General features: G+C 46.7%; 18 protein-coding genes. 11 read left to right on the top strand and 7 right to left on the bottom strand.

Features of this window, described 5'->3' with window-relative positions:
* Positions 1–193: 193 nt before the first annotated feature.
* The 5 genes from L4C36_RS10605 to L4C36_RS10585 all read right to left on the bottom strand — a co-directional run bounded on the left by L4C36_RS10605 (position 194) and on the right by L4C36_RS10585 (position 3,231).
* Complete coding sequence (locus L4C36_RS10605; protein ID WP_428477774.1) at positions 194–703, bottom strand: hypothetical protein; 510 nt, start codon at positions 701–703, stop codon at positions 194–196.
* Positions 704–711: 8 nt separating this feature from the next.
* Positions 712–1,386 (bottom strand): C39 family peptidase, encoded by a 675-nt coding sequence (locus L4C36_RS10600; protein WP_428477773.1) that lies wholly within the window; start codon positions 1,384–1,386, stop codon positions 712–714.
* Positions 1,387–1,504: 118 nt separating this feature from the next.
* A complete protein-coding gene (locus L4C36_RS10595; protein WP_428477772.1) occupies positions 1,505–2,098 on the bottom strand; it encodes a hypothetical protein in 594 nt (197 codons plus the stop codon).
* A gap of 178 nt (positions 2,099–2,276) precedes the next feature.
* The gene (locus L4C36_RS10590) at positions 2,277–2,612 is read right to left on the bottom strand and encodes a carbon storage regulator (RefSeq protein WP_428477771.1); all 336 of its coding nucleotides are present in this window, start codon (positions 2,610–2,612) and stop codon (positions 2,277–2,279) included.
* Positions 2,613–2,652: 40 nt separating this feature from the next.
* On the bottom strand, positions 2,653–3,231 hold the full coding sequence (locus L4C36_RS10585; RefSeq protein ID WP_428477770.1) for a hypothetical protein: 579 nt from the start codon (positions 3,229–3,231) through the stop codon (positions 2,653–2,655).
* A gap of 455 nt (positions 3,232–3,686) precedes the next feature.
* On the opposite strand from L4C36_RS10585, the gene L4C36_RS10580 reads away from it, so the two are divergent.
* The 3 genes from L4C36_RS10580 to L4C36_RS10570 all read left to right on the top strand — a co-directional run bounded on the left by L4C36_RS10580 (position 3,687) and on the right by L4C36_RS10570 (position 5,717).
* The gene (locus L4C36_RS10580; protein WP_428477769.1) at positions 3,687–4,736 is read left to right on the top strand and encodes a transporter; all 1,050 of its coding nucleotides are present in this window, start codon (positions 3,687–3,689) and stop codon (positions 4,734–4,736) included.
* Positions 4,737–4,864: 128 nt separating this feature from the next.
* Positions 4,865–5,263 carry a DUF2750 domain-containing protein gene (locus L4C36_RS10575; RefSeq protein WP_428477768.1) on the top strand — a complete coding sequence of 133 codons (399 nt, stop codon included), beginning with the start codon at positions 4,865–4,867 and terminating at the stop codon, positions 5,261–5,263.
* A 91-nt stretch (positions 5,264–5,354) separates the two neighbouring features.
* Complete coding sequence (locus tag L4C36_RS10570) at positions 5,355–5,717, top strand: HopJ type III effector protein (RefSeq protein ID WP_428477767.1); 363 nt, start codon at positions 5,355–5,357, stop codon at positions 5,715–5,717.
* 111 nt (positions 5,718–5,828) lie between these two features.
* Here the strand turns inward: L4C36_RS10570 and L4C36_RS10565 are convergent, their stop codons facing one another.
* Positions 5,829–6,161: a hypothetical protein gene (locus L4C36_RS10565; protein ID WP_428477766.1), complete on the bottom strand. Its 333-nt coding sequence runs from the start codon at positions 6,159–6,161 to the stop codon at positions 5,829–5,831.
* A 234-nt stretch (positions 6,162–6,395) separates the two neighbouring features.
* Between L4C36_RS10565 and L4C36_RS10560 the strand changes: the two genes are divergently transcribed.
* From L4C36_RS10560 to cspE, 8 genes are all read left to right on the top strand, one after another.
* Positions 6,396–7,214 carry a nucleotidyltransferase family protein gene (locus L4C36_RS10560; protein WP_428477765.1) on the top strand — a complete coding sequence of 273 codons (819 nt, stop codon included), beginning with the start codon at positions 6,396–6,398 and terminating at the stop codon, positions 7,212–7,214.
* A gap of 345 nt (positions 7,215–7,559) precedes the next feature.
* Positions 7,560–8,348 carry a nucleotidyltransferase family protein gene (locus tag L4C36_RS10555; protein WP_428477764.1) on the top strand — a complete coding sequence of 263 codons (789 nt, stop codon included), beginning with the start codon at positions 7,560–7,562 and terminating at the stop codon, positions 8,346–8,348.
* Between the two features lie 254 nt (positions 8,349–8,602).
* On the top strand, positions 8,603–9,181 hold the full coding sequence (locus tag L4C36_RS10550; protein WP_428477763.1) for an HdeD family acid-resistance protein: 579 nt from the start codon (positions 8,603–8,605) through the stop codon (positions 9,179–9,181).
* Positions 9,182–9,402: 221 nt separating this feature from the next.
* Positions 9,403–10,614 (top strand): efflux RND transporter periplasmic adaptor subunit, encoded by a 1,212-nt coding sequence (locus L4C36_RS10545; protein WP_428477777.1) that lies wholly within the window; start codon positions 9,403–9,405, stop codon positions 10,612–10,614.
* A 9-nt stretch (positions 10,615–10,623) separates the two neighbouring features.
* On the top strand, positions 10,624–13,773 hold the full coding sequence (locus L4C36_RS10540) for an efflux RND transporter permease subunit (RefSeq protein WP_428477762.1): 3,150 nt from the start codon (positions 10,624–10,626) through the stop codon (positions 13,771–13,773).
* Entirely contained in the window at positions 13,766–15,364 is a 1,599-nt protein-coding gene (locus L4C36_RS10535; protein ID WP_428477761.1) for an efflux transporter outer membrane subunit, read from the top strand. Before L4C36_RS10540 ends, L4C36_RS10535 begins: the two co-directional genes overlap by 8 nt.
* Before the next feature lie 266 nt (positions 15,365–15,630).
* A complete protein-coding gene (locus L4C36_RS10530; RefSeq protein ID WP_428477760.1) occupies positions 15,631–16,122 on the top strand; it encodes a hypothetical protein in 492 nt (163 codons plus the stop codon).
* 347 nt (positions 16,123–16,469) lie between these two features.
* Entirely contained in the window at positions 16,470–16,682 is a 213-nt protein-coding gene (cspE, locus tag L4C36_RS10525) for a transcription antiterminator/RNA stability regulator CspE (RefSeq protein WP_428446033.1), read from the top strand.
* 628 nt (positions 16,683–17,310) lie between these two features.
* On the opposite strand, the gene L4C36_RS10520 is transcribed toward cspE, so the two are convergent.
* Entirely contained in the window at positions 17,311–18,597 is a 1,287-nt protein-coding gene (locus tag L4C36_RS10520) for an L-cysteine desulfidase family protein (RefSeq protein WP_428477759.1), read from the bottom strand.
* Positions 18,598–19,298: the final 701 nt, after the last annotated feature.

The following is a 19,298-nucleotide window of genomic DNA, read 5'->3' as shown; positions in this document are numbered from 1 at the left end:
GAATTAAACAATCACAACTATTAATAACAAAAAAGATAACTATCAATAAGTTACACATGCAAAAATAAACAATTTTTAATGGAACTTTTTCCTATCACCGCCGGGATAACACATACAAAAAAGGCATTGCGATTAGCAATGCCTATGAAAATAGCAAAAAAGTGATATTAATATCAAAAAAGTATTACATCAATCAGTAACCATTAAAGAGAATAGCGCTTTCTAACTGGTTTTTAAATAACGTCTGTCGGTTATATCCATCGATATCCGCTTCAATATCCAATACGGTTTGTGTATTAATCACGGTACCGTCATACGCATTCTGCACCACCACACCGGCGACATCAGAACCCGGTTTACCGCCGTAGATATTATTATCCCCGACTTTAATCACTTGGAGAGGGTCGGCATAATCGTAGGTTTGTTTACCGTCTTGGCTCGTGAGTATTCCATTATTGATTGTGAAGTCTGCAATATGGGTGGAGAGTACCGTCTCACCGTTAATTGCCGTGTTAATGGAGAGTCCGATATTAATAATGTTATTGTTGACAGAGACAAATCCCCCCCGCAAGGAGGACATTTCACCATCACTCAATGACGCGATGGCGACTTCATCTACCGACAAAAAACCAAGAGATGCATTCGCAATCAGTGCCGTGCTGCCTATTGCTGTCGCAACAAGCAATCTCGTTGACTTTCTCATACTAGCCTCTAATAATCATTTGCACCAGGTAACGTAATACTGAAGGTAGACAGAGAGTCTCTCGCAACGGCTTCTGCTACTGGTGAGGGGGAGTAAATATTATAATTATCAGCTGTAATAAAGCTTTCCCGACCAATCCTTGCTCTGTTTTTAACTAACAACACGGAACCTTTGTAGTAATGTTTAAAATCTTCTATGGCCATTAACATCGTACCGCGAGAAGGGTCGCCTAATATCACGTTATCGGTATTCATACCTTTAATCACCACAAAGTGCATATACCCATCAAAGTTAACAATGGTGATCGCCGGGATCCGTAACTGACGGAATTTTTCTAATGGAATATTATAGCCATTCGCATCCAACCCGAGAGAAACAAGGTACTTTTTCATGTCCAGCATGGAAAAGCCTTCCTGCTCTATTTTTTCTTGATTGCCATTTTTAAACATGTACTCAAAAATTACATTTTCTTTCGCTTCAATCCCATAGTGAAATTTCAGCAATGATGCAACGGCAGCGGACCCACAGCTAAAATCATACTGCTGCCGGAATACATCACCAAATAATTGCTCTTGATAGCTTTGCACAGGCACATTGTAGCCGCCTCGATTAGGAAAATAATCCAACGCAAATGCGCTTGATGTGGTTAATAAGCTGAGAAGCAATACAGTTGATTTTTTCATACGCGTTACCGCCTACCCAACGTGATGACCTGTTTATTCACTATAAGCAAAACCGTTCAATCACAAATATTAGAAATGATACCTCAATGAAGAAAGGGCCTTGCGGCCCTTTATTTAATTAATATGAGCCACCCGGTAAGGTACCTCCACCTGAGCCAACAAGCGCTGCATTGGTACTTGTTGTTTGTTGAACCATTGAGTTGTTACCCACGTTCTGACCGGCAATGTTGATACCAGATGCACTCTGATACGCATCACCCATCATGTTTGAATGATCCACCATTACGGCAGACGCGCTACCTTTACAACACGCCCCGCCGTAGGTCACTTCGGTTGCCATTACGCCACCGTAAAGCTTTGATTTAGCAAGATAGTGATTGATTTCTTTTTCAATATGCACATCAATCGATGCGTCCCACTCTGAATTATCTTCGTCTTTCAAGTAGTAGGTATTGCCCACATTTTTCATACTCAGATAATCATCATCTGAATACTCACTTTTGTTGTAATGCACTTTTTTGCTGTAATCTACATCGACATCAATGGTCGCTGATTTATTTTTGCTGCCTTCGATGGTGACATCACCATCGTGCTTGTCATAATATCCGCCGCCGTATTTTTTATCATCGTACTTGTTATCATAGCCGCCATCAGCCATTGCGAACGGCGTGGCAATTAATGCTGCTAAAAGCATAACGTTCGTTTTACGCATGATACTACTCCAAAATATGTAATCTATTTTTATAATGCACATCCGTGTGATATGGTTAACCTATTGTTCTAACCATAAATAAAGAAGCACATTTGTTACCCCTGCGAAACCAATTCAATTTATCTTGTTATTTGATTGGTTGCTGACACATACTGTGCCAGCGTAGATAGACTAACAATTACTTCAATGTCAGGTTTACCACGGTTGCATTTTGAATTAACACATTATTACCGGTGTTTTGGACAATATTAAACACACCTGATGAATTACTTAACGACCCAGCGTCAATGATATTATCACCCGTTGTATTGTTATACGCCCCATTACCTGCAACATCGCCATACATATCTGAACTGGCTGAGATGTTATCCAGTTTTAACTCGTATTCACCGCCACGGGATACGGTCATCAACTCATCTGTCAACAATTCAGAATTTGCTAGAATATCCAACTCATCAGCCGCTGTCGCACTCATTGAAATAAAGGCCGCCGCTATCAGTGTTAAATATTTCATGACATCCTCCTGAGGGCTGCGTACAGCCCTCAGTTATGTATTAATTACCGGCTAACATGGCATTGGTGCTAGCACTCTGCTGTACCAACGAGTTATTACCCGCATTCTGACCTGCAATGTTGATACCTGACGCACCAGAGAATGCCCCTGACATGTCGTTACTGTGCGTTACCGTTAAGCTTGATGGCGCTTGTGGCGCACCGTAACCTTTACCGTAGTAACCGCCTTTGTCTTCACAGCATGCGCCGCCGTATGAAACGCTGCTGTACGCAACAGAACCATCCAGTTTTGATTCTGCGGTATTCCAGGTTTCTTCGATGTTGATGCTCCAGTCTTGGCTATAGTCATGAGTACTGTTATTAATGTACTCATGCTTATCCGTGTTGTTCACATCATACATTTTCAACGTGTCATCATCTGACTTATACGTCTTTTCAATGTTGTACTCTTTATGCACACTCTTACTTAATGTGGCATCAAGATCTTTGTTGTATGAATCGGTAATGGTTTTATCATTGCCGTCATCGTAATAAGGGTTGTACGGGTCATAATATGAATTTGCAAGTGCTAAAGGAGAACTTACTACTGCTACTAAAAGTGCGATATGTGTTTTACGCATGATATTACTCCAAATATATTGAGTAGTTATTTTCTTATAATCACCCGCATGTGTTTGCGAGATAACTTAACTATAGTGTTGGCAAGTTTCCCGTCTGTATTATTTTTAATAATTTTTGATCCATTTGAATCTGAACTTTTTGTTATTTATTTCCATTACTTATAATGCCTAAAATATGAAAATCAGTCTCAACATTTCAACTATTAGAATACTGCCTTATTCATTGGAAACCAGAATGAGCTACAGCAATAARGAGTCATAAATAGACACGCAAATCTTCTCAAGTGTAAGACTGTATCTGAGAATCTCAATTACCCTCTTATTCTCACCTCAACTATGATTTTCTTATCCGAGTTATCTGTTATTTACCTAATAACCACGTAAAAAAGTGCTAATCCTACCCCTCTTTTTATGTACTAAAGAGTCGGTAAATCAATAGAGTAAGTGAGGCTATCGTGAGCACGTTCAATAATAAAAGCTTTATCGCGCTTCTTGCTTTGATGTCAGGGACCGTCGCGGCAGACACGACCGATGCCACGCAAGGGCAACAAAAACCCAAGCGTGTACAGACCTTTGGGGATTTACTGGATCCTGATTTGCCCGGCGTTCTTACGCCCAAAGGCTCTTTTGTCATCGATGGAAGTTTTTCATACACCCAAAACTCATCAAACAGTGTCTCTATCGTCGGTTACACCGTCCTGCCGTCACTGATTGTCGGGCTGATCCGCGCCAGTGACATTGATAGAACCACTCTCACCTTCGGGTTAACGGGCCGTTACGGCATCACTAACCGCTTAGAAGTAGAAGCCCGCGTGCCATGGGTTTACCGTTCAGACTCTATTTTTGAGCGTGAACTACAGCAAGGGGTACCGAGTGATACCTTACGCACTGTAGAAGGCAGCGACATCGGTGATATCGAAGCCGCCTTTAAATACCAGATCAATATGGAAAATCCCCCCTACTGGATTGCAGGCTTGCGCTTTAAAACCACAACGGGGACCTCTCCGTATGATGTGCCTATCAACGACCTGAGTGACTTTGAGGAATTGCCGACAGGGTCTGGGTTCCCCAGTATTGAGCCTGGGCTAACCATGATCCTGCCGATGGATCCTGCGGTTATCTACGCCAACTTTAGCTATATCTGGAATATTAAGGACGATGTTGAAGTCGATGTCACCGTAGATAATGAAGATGGCACCACCAGCAGCTTGCAAGCTAATACCATTGATTTGGGGGATACCATCTCCTTCAGTGCGGGGATGGGCTTTGCGGTGAACCCTAAATTTTCGTTCAGTCTTGGCCTGAGTCATAAAACCATTTTGAAATCGAAGATCAACGGTGAAACACAATCAGACGCGAAATTGCTGCAGCTTGATTCCATTTCGCTCGGGGCAAACTACGCGATAAACCCAGAAACCACCTTAAACGTAGGGGTCAATGCCGGCCTGACCGCGGATGCACCCGATTTCCAACTCTCCGTTCGTATTCCTTATACCTTGCGTTAATACACCCCACTCACTTCCCCGTGGCTTTTTCGTTGCCCTACAGCCAGTCTGTAGGGCTAACACAATGACTAAAGTCTAATTTTCCTCTATGCTATGACGCTATTACTATGTGTTACAGGAAAAGACAAATGTCTACGCCATTAGATCCAAGCCAAATTGAAACAATCCAAGCGTATGATGCTGAAAAGCGTTACCAATATTTGGTTAAAGAAGTGGTTGCTAACCGCGAAATTTGGATTCTGACCGATGAGCACGGTTGTGTGATGCTCAACACGGACGATGAAGATTGCGTGCCGGTTTGGCCAAACAAAGAATTCGCGGAGTCTTGGGCAACCGGTGACTGGGATAACTGTAAAGCAGAAGCCATTTCTTTGAACAAATGGCACAGTCGCTGGACACATGGCCTTGAAGATGACGAATTGGCTGTGGTTATTTTCCCGAACCTAGACGAAGACGGCTTGGTTGTTTTCCCTGATGAGTTAGAATTTGAACTCAAGCAGCAGACCAAAAAACAAGGTCAGCGCTAATTAAGACAGGCTCGTGAGTGCATTCCACACGCTCACGGGCTTGATTTATCACCATCCAATAGAAGAAGACCGATAAAAGGAGAGTATCGCGATGGAAACGCTACTTCATCACATCAAACACCAACCAGAAACCCTCAGCTTCAAAACCGTGATTGACACGATTAATCAGCATTACGATTTTTCCCCCACCGCCTTTACCAATGGCTTAGGCAAAGAAACCTTGCACAATGCGCAAGGGAAAAATGAAGGCTCATGCCGTGTATTTGCGTTTGCTCAACGCCACGCATTATCAGAAGCCGAAGTGCTAGCCTGTTTCGGTGAGCATTATCGCCTAGACGTACTGCAACACCCAGAAGGCGACGATCATCAAAATATCCGTAATTTCATGAAATATGGTTGGCAAGGTATTCAGTTTGAGACCAACGCATTAACGGAAAAATGCGTGAACGCTTAATCACAAACCACGGCTTATGTTGTCTCTCTCCGGTGACGGTACCGTATACCAATGCCCTAAGAGAGTATGAGCGCGTGGCTTGCAATAGCGCGTGAAATAAAAAGCAGAAAATTATTTCAATGGCTTCTGGCAATGTGAGCAGTTTGCCGGTGGCTTCATGAAAAACGGTGAACGCGAAGGGCTACCGCACGCATCGCAAAACTTGGTTGAACGTACGGTCATGATTGTCACGGGAACCAATAGTGCCAACAAGGCCAACATGGTGTATAGCGGCGGCTGAATATAAACAATCACCGCAGCGACAACGACATTACTGCCAATGGTATATATCGGCCACAATTTACGTTTCCTTGCGACATCCTTTCCGCGTTGGAACAACATGTAACTGCCTACCGCCATCCCAACCCACACGATGGCAAAAATAATGATCAAATCCTGTTGCATGACAAATCTCTCGGTTAACAAACGGCGTTATTCTAGCACTCTTTTTTATGCCAGTTCGTCACTGTCATGGAATGTTACACATAGAAAAAGTGACGCATAACTTAAGTGAGAACCGGATCACAACCTTTTAATGATTAAGGATATTTCGACCTTGGTCGCATTGAAAACCCACAATCAGACCCGATATCTTCAATAGCACCACATCAGTTTCGGTGGTGAGTTCAAGGAGATTCAATGAGCGCGAAGTCTTTGTTCAGAACGTGTTTTGTCCTATTGTGTATTTTAGGACGAGGCCCTGTTGCCAACGCAACGGTTCCCCAATTCACGGATGCGGATATCGAACATCCCGCATCACCTACACAAGATACCAAGGACAGTTTCCAACACTCACTCAGCGGCCTTTATGCTATTCCAAGCTTCCGAGCGGCCACCATTCATCAGCCATTCACTGACTTTGACCGCCTATATCAACTCGCTGAGCCCGCACAGCATGAATTGCAGCAACTGCTGACTCAAATCAGCCTGCATACATCAACCCAACCGGTGCTACCTGGCGTAAAAGCGAAGCAACGTGCCATGTATAAAATTGAGACTGAACTGAATGGCCACCCGGAACATTTAACCGATTTAGCCCGTGGCAGTTTAGTGGCGAACGACATTGCTTCTCTAGTGGATGCCTACACCTTGCTTAGCCGTGAAACCACGGTATTGGAAACAAAAAACCGCTTTAAAAACCCGGCCTCTTCTGGCTACCGCGATTTGAAAATGCTGGTGAAACTGCCGCACAGTGGCATCATCGCTGAAATTCAGCTGCACCTTGATGCGATTGCGGATATTAAAAGTGGCCCTGAGCATGATATCTACGAATCCATTCAGCAAATTGAACGTAACGCCCAAGCCGAACAGCGCGCCATGAATGACATTGAATTAGCGACCGTCGCACAACTGCGTCATCAATCGCAAGAAATGTACCAGCAAGCTTGGCATCAATACTTGCATCCGTCACTCGTTTCTCAAACACAAGCCCATCAGCCATTGCCGCTCGCCTGCTAATAGCGTAAGAGCCACTGAGCGATAAACAAACAAGCAGACAAGTAAACGGACAACACATACATTTCACGCAGAAGGAGCCTGACCGGCTCCTTTTTTTATCACACCATTGCGTTCTCCCACCCGTACAATGGGCTTTCATCACAGATTAAGAAAGCAAGTCGCATCAGCCCCCTATCCACACTTCATGGTGTGAGCGAAGTTCATCTCTCGTTCAGCTAACTCTGATAATCTTCGTCTTGTAGCGCGATACGACACCACAATATACGTCTTTTTTCTCATCGGCATTATCCGTTGATACCCCCCGTTTACGTATAGCCAGAGACCCCTGGCACAAGGAGTTGTTGAATGGACGTGAAGTCGTTACTTCGCACATGTTTTATCCTTTTGTTTGTTTTGGGCCGAAGTTCAGCCGTTGCCGCACCGGTAATAACTGATCACAACAAACAAGAATATGAGTACCCTGCTCGCTTATCGGAAGGCAGCAAAAAATCCTTCCAGCAAAGCTTGAGCGGTCTATACAGCATTCAAGATTGGCGTGCGCCGCGTATTGCTCAGCCGTACTCGCAGTTTGATGCGCTGTACGCACAAGCACCGACCGCACAAAATGAACTGAGTAATCTCATGCAAGAAATTGGCATGCTGACACACACTGAGGTCATCTTGCCGGGCGTCAAATCTAAGCAACGTGCACAGACCAAAATCGATACAGAACTGGCTGGTGACGTCACAAAAATCACTGACCTTGCGCGTGCTTCATTAGTCGCGAAAGATATCCCTAGTCTTGTGCAAGCATTTGAGTTGATGGGAAAAGAAGCCACTTTGGTTGCGGTAAAGAACCGCTTTAAAAATCCGACGGCATCTGGTTACCGTGACTTGAAAGTCTTGGTACGTTTACCTGAGTCACAGTTGATTGCCGAAGTGCAGTTACACTTGGCCGCCGTTTCTGATGTCAAAAACGGTGAAGAGCACAAGATTTACGAACAAATCCAACGCATTGAGCGTGTTGCTCTTTCTCAACAACGTGATGTCAGCGAGTTTGAAAACGCGCAAATTAACCAACTGCGTGCCACCTCTAAAGCCTTGTACCACACGGCATGGCAGCAGTATCTTCACCCTACGGCGATGGCGGTGTAAGCCCCGTGCCAAGGTGCACGCCGCTGTTTTCATAACAAGCTTTCATAATACGCCTTCCTAGCGCGGCATCACTTTTTCGGTGGTGTCGCGCTTCGTCTTATCTTCACGTATTTTCCCTGAAAGATCATATCGTCAGCTGACCTCAACTAGACTTGGAATGATTATTCACCATGATTGCAGCGCATTAACACTGCACGTCATACCAATCACAGTAAGTAATTAGTCATCATTACCATCACAGCGAGGGGTTACGCATGGAAACACCAAGTCAAACACCGGAGTCCTCTGTCGGGCATGCTTTTTTATCGAAAGGCTGGAAATGGTTTGTCATTGTCGGCCTGCTTATCGCGCTCGCCGGCATTGGCGCGATCAGTCTGCCCATAGCAGCTGGCATCACCATCACGACCATTATTGGCGCTATTTTTCTGTTTAGCGGCTTAGTGCAGGCCTATCACACCTTCAGTATTCAGGCATGGAAGGTCAAACTCTGGTACGTACTCAGTGCCGTGCTCTATATCGTCGGTGGGCTGTTCATCCTGTTCAAACCTCTGGCCGGTTTGGTGACCATCACGATGCTGATGATTATTGTGATGATTTTCAACGGTGTCACGCGCATGATTTTTGGCATGAGCAATCGCGCCTTGCCCGGCAGTACGTGGATTATTTTAAGTGGTTTGTTATCCGTCATCATTGGCGTGTATTTCTTTTCTTATCTGGATGATCCGACGTTCTCATTATCGTTACTGGGGATCTTTGTTGGCGTGTCATTATTGATAGAAGGGATCAGTTTTGTCTTCCTTGGCCTACAAATGAAAAAACTCGCGGACACATAGAGCACTTATTTATCCTTTTTCATCCTTTTCCCCATGCGGTCGTTCACGCAGTAACTGACTGAAAAGCGGCCGCATACTCCCCTCTACCGTCTCTCCCCTCGCCACTTAACGCAAAGTTAAGACATAAGCCCCTAAAAATATTCAATAAGCTTTCATAATCCGCAGGCTTTTGCTGAGCGTGCGCTTGTCATTGATGAATGGGGTGGACATACGCTGTGATTATGATGAATTTGTGCACATTAAAACGCTTGTCTCTCACGGCCGTATGGCTCAGTGCCAGCCTGCTGCAAGGGTGTGACAAGAAAGAAACCCCCGCCGCACAGGGGCCACAATATGATATTGGTTATGTCACCATTCAGACCCAACCGGTAGAACTGAAAGATGAAATGCCGGGCCGTACACTGGCTTCTTTTGAGGCAGAAGTTCGCCCACAGGTAGGCGGGATTATCCTCCGTCAATTATTTGATGAAGGCACGATGGTGAAAAAAGGTCAGCCTCTCTATCAAATTGACCCCGCCCCTTTCCAGTTACAGCTCGATCAAGCACAGTCAAATCTTAGAAAAACGCTCGCGAATCAGTCTACCGCTCGCAATCGCGCAGAACGTTATCGCCGTTTGGTGAGAGAACGGGCGGTATCACGGCAGGATTTCGATGATGCCGTCGCGACCTATCAAGAAGCGCAATCCAATGTTGCCAGTGCCGTTGCGACCGTTGAAAACGCAAAAATCAACCTCAACTATACCCGCGTTTATTCGCCCATTGCCGGACGCGCCGGTCGTTCGACCGTCACCGCAGGGGCGCTAGTCACCGCGAATCAAGGATCACCTTTAGTCACGGTGCAAACCTATGACCCAATGTACGTGGATCTCACCGCCTCCAGCACCGAACTGCTGCAGTTTCGCCGTGAACTCGCCCAAGGGCAATTTACCCGCACCCATAATGAATCCAAAAACATCACGCTCTTTTTAGAAGACACCACCACCTATAACCACCGTGGTGCAATTCTGTTTTCTGACATCAATATCAATGAAGCGACCGGCTCTTTTGTCCTGCGTGTAAGCTTTCCCAACCCTGACCAGATTTTATTGCCGGGTATGTTTGTGCGTGCATCACTGCCACGCGGGGTGATCGATAAAGCCATACTGATTCCGGCAAAAGCGCTGTCTCGCACCCCCAAAGGCGATGCACAAGTTTTTGTCATCAATAACGAAAATACCGTCGAAATCAAAACGGTCGAAGCCAGTCGACTCGTTAACAACCAATGGCTCATCACCAAGGGGCTAGATGTCGGGCAAAAAGTGGTGGTCGATGGGGTGCAGTTTGTTCGTTCCGGCAGCCCTGTCGCGAAATCCCATGAGGTCAGCGCGAAAGTGGATCCTTCCACGGGTCTTCAACACACTCCTCAGCACTCCCCCCAAAACAGTCAGCAATAGGAACGCGTTATGGCTCATTTTTTCATTGCTCGTCCTGTCTTTGCTTGGGTACTCGCGATATTAGTGATGCTCGCAGGGGTGATTGCCATCATCATGCTGCCCATTGCGCAGTATCCCACCATTGCGCCACCTGCGATCCAAATCTCAGCGACTTACCCGGGGGCATCCGCCAAAACGGCAGAAGACTCCGTGACTCAGGTGATTGAACAACAGATGAACGGGTTGGACAACTTACTTTATATGTCCTCAACATCAGACTCGTTCGGGAACACCACCACCACCCTGACTTTTGCTGCTGGGACCGATCCCGATATTGCGCAGGTGCAGGTACAAAACAAACTATCAGCGGCTACCCCGTTGCTCCCCATTGATGTACAAAACCAAGGGGTACGGGTTGAAAAAGCCAGTAACTCTATTTTGATGGTGATCGGTTTTGTATCGGACGATCCCAACGTGGATAACAATGACATTTCGGATTACATCGCCAGTAACGTGCTTGATCCGCTTAGCCGGGTTGATGGCGTCGGCCAAACCCAACTTTTCGGCGCAGAATATGCCATGCGCATTTGGCTCAACCCCTTCCAGTTAGAAAGCTTTGATTTAATGCCGTCGGATGTGGTGGCGGCCATTCAAGAGCAAAACGCCCAAGTTTCTGCCGGGCAACTCGGCGCCGCACCGACGATGCCCCAACAGCAACTCAACGCCACAATCACGGCGCAGTCCCGCTTACAGACCGTCGAGCAATTTGAAAAAATCCTGCTTAAAGTGAACCCCGATGGTTCGCAAGTGCTGATTGAAGATGTCGCCGAAGTGCAATTGGGGGCAGCGTCATACCAAACCGTGTCTGCGTATAACAAACAGCCCGCGTCAGGGATATCCATTGCCTTAGCCACTGGGAAAAATGCCCTAGAAACGGCCGATGCGGTGCGTGAAAAACTGGATGAACTGAAACCCTTCTTTCCAGAAGGGATCAGTGTGGTTTACCCCTATGACACCACCCCCTTCATCAAAATCTCTATCGAGGAAGTGGTCAAAACCTTACTCGAGGCTGTGTTCTTGGTGTTCTTGGTGATGCTGCTCTTTCTGCAAAGCTTACGTGCGACCTTGATCCCGACCATCGCCGTGCCTGTCGTGGTGCTCGGCACCTTTGCCGTCTTACTGGTATTGGGGTATTCCATTAACACCTTAACCATGTTCGCCTTGGTACTGGCCATCGGTCTATTGGTGGATGATGCCATTGTAGTGGTAGAGAATGTCGAACGGATCATGGAAGAGGAAGGGCTTGACCCTCGTGCCGCGACAGAAAAATCCATGCATGAAATCACCAGCGCCCTGATCGGGATCGGGATGGTGCTGTGTGCGGTATTCGTGCCGATGGCATTCTTTGCGGGGTCAACCGGGGCCATTTATCGTCAGTTTTCCATCACCATTGTGACGGCCGTGGCACTGTCCGTGATGGTCGCAATCATCTTAACCCCTACCTTGTGCATCAGCTTACTAAAGACCACCGACGGCCATAAAACCACAGGGTTTGCGGGCTGGTTTAACCGCCATTTTGACAATGCCACCACAAAGTACACCAAAGCGGTGACATTCATTACTCATCGCAGTGTGCGTTTTTTGCTGCTTTACCTTGGAATTGGGGTGGTGATGGCTTTGATCTTTTTACGTCTGCCGAGCGGCTTTTTACCGGATGAAGATCAGGGGGTGATGATGAGTATGGTGCAACTGCCCAGTGGATCAACCCAAGGCCAAACGCTGGAAATCCTCGATCAAGTCGAAGACTATTTCTTAGAAAAAGAAAAGAAAAACGTGAACTCGGTTTTCTCCGTCGCCGGCTTCAGTTTTGCCGGTGCCGGTGCCAATACCGGCATGATGTTCGTTTCACTCAAAGACTGGGATGAACGTACTCAGCCGCAGGATAAGGTCAACGCCATTGTCCGACGGGCCATGGGCGCATTTACCCAAATTCCAGAAGCCTTGATCTTCGCTTTTGCCCCTCCCGCTATCATGGAGTTGGGTAATGCCACCGGTTTTGACATGTTCTTACAAGACCGTGCCAGTATGGGCCACGAAGCCATGACCCAAGCTCGCAATCAATTGCTTGGCATGGCCGCACAAAGCAAACTTTTGACTGCTGTGCGCCCCAACGGTTTAGACGATACACCGCAATACCACATCAAAATTGATCAACTCAAGGCCCGCGCATTGGGCGTATCTATTAATGACATCAACACCACTCTCGGCACGGCCTTTGGTAGTCGTTACGTGAATGACTTTGTCGATCGGGGCCGAGTCAAGCAGGTGTATGTCCAAGCCAATAAGCAGTATCGCATGAACCCAGAAGACATCATGGAATGGAAGGTGCGGAATAGCGAAGGCGATTTAGTCGCGATGCGGGTATTCAGCGACGGCGAATGGACCTATGGTTCACCCCGCCTCGAACGCTATAACGGTACAGCGGCGATGGAAATTCTCGGAGAACCCGCTCCCGGTGTCAGTACTGGTGATGCCATGCTAGAAATGGAACGTCTGGTCAGTCAATTACCGGCGGGGGTCGGCGTAGAATGGACAGGAATGTCGTATCAGGAACGCATTTCCAGTGGTCAGGCACCGCTACTGTATGCCCTCTCCATTTTGATTGTGTTTCTCTGCTTGGCGGCCTTGTACGAAAGTTGGGCTGTGCCATTTTCAGTTATTTTGATCATTCCACTGGGCATCCTCGGGGCGGTGAGCGCCACCTTGTTCTTCGGGCTGGATAACGATGTCTATTTCCAAGTGGGATTGCTAACCACGATTGGGTTGGCATCTAAAAACGCCATCATGATTGTTGAGTTTGCCAAGTCCTACCATGACGCCGGTGAAGATCTCTACCACGCCGCTATTCATGCCGCCAAAATTCGCCTACGTCCAATATTGATGACCTCACTGGCCTTTGGGATGGGAGTGGTACCACTGGCCATTTCCAATGGGGCAGGCTCAGGGGCGCAAAATGCGGTGGGGACCGGCGTTGTCGGTGGCGTACTCACCGCAACATTCCTCGGTATCTTCTTCATTCCCCTGTTCTTTGTGGTGGTCACGCGCGTGTTCCACGGTAACGATCCCGAACCCGCTAATAAGCCAGCAAACGTCGAGCATAAGGAGCCGAACCATGACTAATCCATCCGGCGTTGCCCTCTCTGTCATGGTGGCGTTGTTCGTCTCAGGGTGTGCCAGTTTTATTCCTGACTATGAACGAACGGCCTTACCGGTGGCGTCTGAGTGGCCGGTATCGTCCAATGCGGCGGCAGGAGGCAATTACTCCATTTACACGGCGACGAACAGCAACACGTATGCCACTAACCCACTCGTGCTATCCAGTGATGCCGTGCCTAATGCCTCGGCCTCCCCGCACACACCGGCCGCGCCCCCGCCATCCCATCAACAAGCGGTGTCGGTCGAACAAGATTGGCGCTTGTTTGTACAAAATGACAATATCCGACAAGTGGTGGATCTGGCTCTAAACAATAACCGTGATGTACGCATCGCTATCTTGAACATTCAGCGGGCAGAAGCGCTGTTTGGCATTCAACGTGCCAGCCGCTTACCGAACATTGATGCCGCTGCCGGGGCCGCGAACCAACGTTTGCCTGAAAATGCCAACAATGGCAATTCAACCATCAGCCGACAATACAGCGTGGATCTCGGGATCACCAGTTATGAAATAGACTTTTGGGGCCGCGTGGCCAGCCTTGAGCAACAAGCCTTAGAGCAATACATGGCGACCGTTGAGGCCAGAAAAAACACCCAGCTCAGTTTAGTCAGTGGGGTGATTGAAGCTTACCTCACCCTGCTTGCGGATCAGTATTTATTGCAGCTAGCAAAAGACACCTTGGTGCTGCAGCAAGACTCCCTCAACTTAACCCAAAAGAGTTTAAACAGCGGCGTCGCCACCGGCTTGGATGTGGCACAGGCACAAACCACGGTTGCCACCGCGCTGAAAGATGTCGCCCGCTTCACCAGCCAAGTGAATGTAGACATTAATGCACTCACCACCTTGGTCGGCACCCGTATTCCAGCCAACCTCTTACCTCAAAAAGCCGATCGCATTCAATTTGCACCTATTCAGGTGGGTATGCCCTCAACGGTCCTGTTACGCCGCCCTGATATCCAGGCGTTGGAGCATCAGCTTATTGCGGCCAACGCCAGTATCGGAGCGGCACGAGCCGCCTATTTTCCTGCCATTTCATTGACCGCCACGGGCGGATTACTGAGCGCTTCAGCGAGTGACCTATTTTCCAGTGACAGTTTAAGCTGGACCTTTACCCCAACCTTGGTGTTACCTATTTTCCGTTGGGGCGAGCTGGATGCACAATTAGACGTTGCCAGAGCGGATCAACAAATTGCGCTCAATCAATATGAAAAAGCCATTCAAACGGCCTTCAGGGAAGTGGCCGATGCGCTAGCCAATCAAGCAACATTGAAAGATCAAGTGGCCGCACAACAAATGCTCGTCAACGCGACAGGCGACAGTTTCCATTTGTCCAATTTGCGGTTTGATGAAGGGATTGATGATTATTTCACCGTATTAGACTCACAACGTTCTTACTACACCGCACAACAAGAACTGATTAATACCAAGCTCTCTGAACAGCTGAATTTCCTCACGCTGTACAAAGTGTTAGGCGGTGGATGGGTGACATCCGATGTCAGTTCGCCGCCATCCAAAGGCTATGTGCCAGAAGAGAAGGACACATCCCCACCCCAATAACATAAGATCATTGAATACTCAGCATGAAAAGAGCAGGCCTTGGCCATCAAGGAAGATAGCTAAGGCGGGAAAATAAAAGACGGAAGACAAGACACATTGTGTGCCATAGGTAACATACAAACAGGTAACGAATGAAAACCAGAAAAGAGAATGTAATGACGGTGGAATATTCACCACGTTTTGAATGCAAACACCACAGCACATGACAGGATGACGCACAACGACCTTCACCCTCCCTGCCGTTTCGGGAACAAACAGAGATCATTGTGTTGAAATCATCTTCCGTCACCGCAGGGTGCATTGCGGCATGCATAACCCTGTTATTCCCCCTGAGTACACAGGCACAGGTGCCCGAATCGTTCTTTTCTTGCCTCAATGGTGGTAATGCCATCACCTTTTCTAAATTAAACGACACGTATCGGCTCACGATCAGCCACAACGCAACCGTAGACTTTGATGAAACTTGCCCCGAGAAATACGTGTCGTTTACGCGTGACACCCAAGAACGGCAATTGGCTTTTCGCTATAAAGCGGTGTGCCATAAACCTGCTGATGAGGAAAGCCCTGAGGTACGGTTTGAAATTTACGACTATTCACGGTTTGCGGGCCCCGATGCCCCACATTACGAAAAAGGTGCGGTGACATGGCAAGGCATTTTTGTTCGTCAATTGTTTTGTACCAGCAATGAACAAAGCTTGCTTCAAGATCTGGTACAGAAAAGTCGCTACGGGCGTGTACTGGTCGCCCCCCCTGAGTGACGTCACATTCAGGCTCATCGATATCATCCTTCCAGAAAATGTCTCCCCCCTGATGATACAACGCTCTACGTGGCATAATTTTGTTCGAAAGCAGATAAATTTCGTTCATTTCACCTTAATTTTCATTAAAAACCTTTACATAAATCTCAACTGAGGTATTATCCATCTCGCTCTGTTGTTAGGAGTTATTAATGAAACTTCAAGTAAAAGTAAGCCTCAGTATTTCTTCGTCATTGTTGTTATTCTCAGTGTTTCCCTTAGCTTTATCGTCACATTAAATAATTCAGACTATCAGCGCATCGCATTTTGCGATAATTTTATGAATTTAATTATATAAGGGACATATTATGTCTAACAAAACAACTGGTATCGTTAAGTGGTTCAACGAAGAGAAAGGTTTCGGTTTCATCACTCAAGATAACGGCGGTGCTGACGTATTCGTTCATTTCCGTGCTATCGCTTCAGAGGGTTTCAAAACTCTTGCTGAAGGCCAAAAAGTATCTTTCGAAGTAGAGCAGGGTCAAAAAGGCCCTCAAGCAGCTAACGTTGTAGCGCTATAATTTCGAAAGTCGACGTAAATGGCGTTCTCGCCATTTACGTCACTTTTCACTCACGTCACGCAATCATCTATACCGTATCTTCAAAAAGCTTAACACTTCCCACTCCCTGCTTTTGTCAATATCGTTACTCTTTGCATCCCATCCATTCGTTATATTCTCAGTCATAAAAATTTCACACCCTGTCTGTTTTATACGCAATTATTTCCTCTACCAATAACATCATAAGGATACCTATGTCTCGATCCACCGGTCGAAAACGATTTTGGTTTCAACAATATCGTGAACAAAATCACACAGTAAAAAAGGAAACATTCAATCTATGAAAGTAAATTTTAATTTATTTAAAAGCGCCATTTCGTGGGAGTCACACATTCATCAGTTAAACAGTGACATATTATTACGGCATGTATTGATGTACGGAAACGTAGAGAATATCCATCTCGCTTTTTCATACTGTGAAGAGTCACGTGAAGGGAGTATCAAGAATAGAGAGAATGAAATCATTGGCAATTTTGCGATTTCATTTTAATGCAGAGTCATCGAAGATGTATCTTAACGCCGAGATCCTGCTAACTATGTCTTTCCTTTGGTACTCGACATAGTCAGAGAATCAATAACTTATCTGTGATTACTTGTGTACCATGATCTCAAGGATCTGTACGTCTGTTTGTGTCATTGCGCCGTTTGCCAATGCCGACATGTTACGAATAGAGTTGTCCACGTCATCCGCAACAATACCTTCACTGCCCGTCACACGGATACCGTCCAACGCCATCAACGCGGCTTTCAGTGCAGCACTCGCCGATGAAGAGACCTTCATAGCACAACTGGTTTTTGCACCATCACAGATAATACCGGTAATGTCACCTATCATGCTGCAAATCGCATCACTAATCTGAGTAAACTGACCACCAAGTAACCATGTCATGCCTGCCACCGCCCCCATTGATGCCGTTGTTGCACCACATAGCGCAGACAGCTTATTTTGGTAGCTCTTAATATAAATAGCCATCAGGTGAGACAGCATCAAAGCACGGATCGTTGTTTCTTTATCCGCTTTCACATGCTCAGCCACGACGACAACAGGCATGGTTGCCGCAATGCCTTGGTTACCTGAACCCGAGTTACTCATTGCTGGCATCATTGCGCCATCCATACGCGCATCAGACGCGGCAGAGGTACGACGCAGAATGTCTGTCATCAAACCGCCAGTCAGCAAACCGCGGTCAACGTTACGCTGGAACGTTGCACCAATTTGCAAACCATAATTCCCCGTCAAGCCTTCTTCTGACAACGCATTATTCAAATCGTACGCTTGTGAAATGAAATCAATGTCTTCCAGAGGCGCATTCAACGCAAAATCGTAAATATCGTGCGCCGTCGCTTGCTCGAAAATGTTTTCTTTTTTCACCGGAGCAGAATCCGTCGGCTGATCGGCAATGAACGTCACGGTGCCATTCACTTCAATCGATACCACATTGGTGTGGCCATCTGCGATGATCACACTCGCCGTCTCTTCCGCTGTCTCAACAACGACTTTCGCATACAAAATATTACTTACGGTCGCCACGCCTACTGCTACGGCATTGTTATCCAATAGCACTTTGGCTTTCGCAACATCATCTGCGGTAATGTGTTTTAGCACTTCAAGACCGGCATCTGGCTCACCCGCCAAAGCACCCACTGCCGCAGCAATCGGCAAACCGACCATACCCGTACCCGGTACGCCAACACCCATGCCGTTTTTCATTAGGTTAGGTGACACAAACGCGTCAATACGCACAGGCTGACCTTTCAAAGTGCGTGTAGCAATGGCCGCAGCCAATGCAACCGAAACAGGCTCGGTACAACCTAATGCAGGTACCACTTCACGTTTAACTGTCTCAATAAAACCGGTCCATAGGTGCTTTTTCATTATCAAAAACCTTTATTCAAGCGTAAGTAGAGGTAACGGGCTGGGCTGTGTTTACCATCAGATGCCCTTGTTCTTATAAGGGATAATTTACACCGTTCAACAGATAATTGTTTTCTCATATGTCCTCCCTTTGCCCATGATGGGAGGATTATTTTCTCCTAAATGCACATATAAAAGTAAGTTTCACCACGCAGGCATTATGCGTACAAAAAAACACCTACCCCATCATCTAAGTCCCCTAAGCCATTGAATAATCAATAGACCTAAGGCCGTATAGCGGTATTTAGCGGGGCAGACCACAGCATTCAACGTGAACAACGCCCCACGTTGCACATTTACCCGCTCACGATCACGCTATTGTTATTATTATCAGGTATTTTTCCTTTTTTCCTCACCCAAAAAATCACGGCTAACATCACAGCTTGATGTTCGTGTTATGTACCACCAAGCACCACAATGTGCCGTCGGTTTAACTCTTTTTATTTGTACCGTGCAAAAAAACATCACCATGCCAGCATAACGCCAAGATAAGCCGTCAAGGCATAGAATTTACTAGTTACTCAATAACTTAAATCCAATCCATCAACCATTCACATTGCGTGAACGCGGGCTCGTTACGATGAATAAAAATGCTTACTTTCTTACCTGTCTGTTATGTGCCTCGCTGAGCGCGCCTGCGATGGCATTACCCAAAGAAAAAC

It is taken from the genome of Photobacterium japonica, from assembly GCF_050337005.1.
Lineage (GTDB): Bacteria > Pseudomonadota > Gammaproteobacteria > Enterobacterales > Vibrionaceae > Photobacterium > Photobacterium japonica.
The sequence above is the reverse complement of the archived record's forward strand: the minus strand, read 5'-3'. Positions and strand labels throughout refer to the sequence as shown.

Coding starts and splice junctions, on each gene's coding strand:
- L4C36_RS10605 (WP_428477774.1), bottom strand. CDS start 703: ATGAGAAAGTCAACGAGATTGCTTGTTGCGACAGCAATAGGCAGCACG.
- L4C36_RS10600 (WP_428477773.1), bottom strand. CDS start 1,386: ATGAAAAAATCAACTGTATTGCTTCTCAGCTTATTAACCACATCAAGC.
- L4C36_RS10595 (WP_428477772.1), bottom strand. CDS start 2,098: ATGCGTAAAACGAACGTTATGCTTTTAGCAGCATTAATTGCCACGCCG.
- L4C36_RS10590 (WP_428477771.1), bottom strand. CDS start 2,612: ATGAAATATTTAACACTGATAGCGGCGGCCTTTATTTCAATGAGTGCG.
- L4C36_RS10585 (WP_428477770.1), bottom strand. CDS start 3,231: ATGCGTAAAACACATATCGCACTTTTAGTAGCAGTAGTAAGTTCTCCT.
- L4C36_RS10575 (WP_428477768.1), top strand. CDS start 4,865: ATGTCTACGCCATTAGATCCAAGCCAAATTGAAACAATCCAAGCGTAT.
- L4C36_RS10570 (WP_428477767.1), top strand. CDS start 5,355: ATGGAAACGCTACTTCATCACATCAAACACCAACCAGAAACCCTCAGC.
- L4C36_RS10565 (WP_428477766.1), bottom strand. CDS start 6,161: ATGCAACAGGATTTGATCATTATTTTTGCCATCGTGTGGGTTGGGATG.
- L4C36_RS10560 (WP_428477765.1), top strand. CDS start 6,396: ATGAGCGCGAAGTCTTTGTTCAGAACGTGTTTTGTCCTATTGTGTATT.
- L4C36_RS10555 (WP_428477764.1), top strand. CDS start 7,560: ATGGACGTGAAGTCGTTACTTCGCACATGTTTTATCCTTTTGTTTGTT.
- L4C36_RS10550 (WP_428477763.1), top strand. CDS start 8,603: ATGGAAACACCAAGTCAAACACCGGAGTCCTCTGTCGGGCATGCTTTT.
- L4C36_RS10545 (WP_428477777.1), top strand. CDS start 9,403: ATGATGAATTTGTGCACATTAAAACGCTTGTCTCTCACGGCCGTATGG.
- L4C36_RS10540 (WP_428477762.1), top strand. CDS start 10,624: ATGGCTCATTTTTTCATTGCTCGTCCTGTCTTTGCTTGGGTACTCGCG.
- L4C36_RS10535 (WP_428477761.1), top strand. CDS start 13,766: ATGACTAATCCATCCGGCGTTGCCCTCTCTGTCATGGTGGCGTTGTTC.
- cspE (WP_428446033.1), top strand. CDS start 16,470: ATGTCTAACAAAACAACTGGTATCGTTAAGTGGTTCAACGAAGAGAAA.
- L4C36_RS10520 (WP_428477759.1), bottom strand. CDS start 18,597: ATGAAAAAGCACCTATGGACCGGTTTTATTGAGACAGTTAAACGTGAA.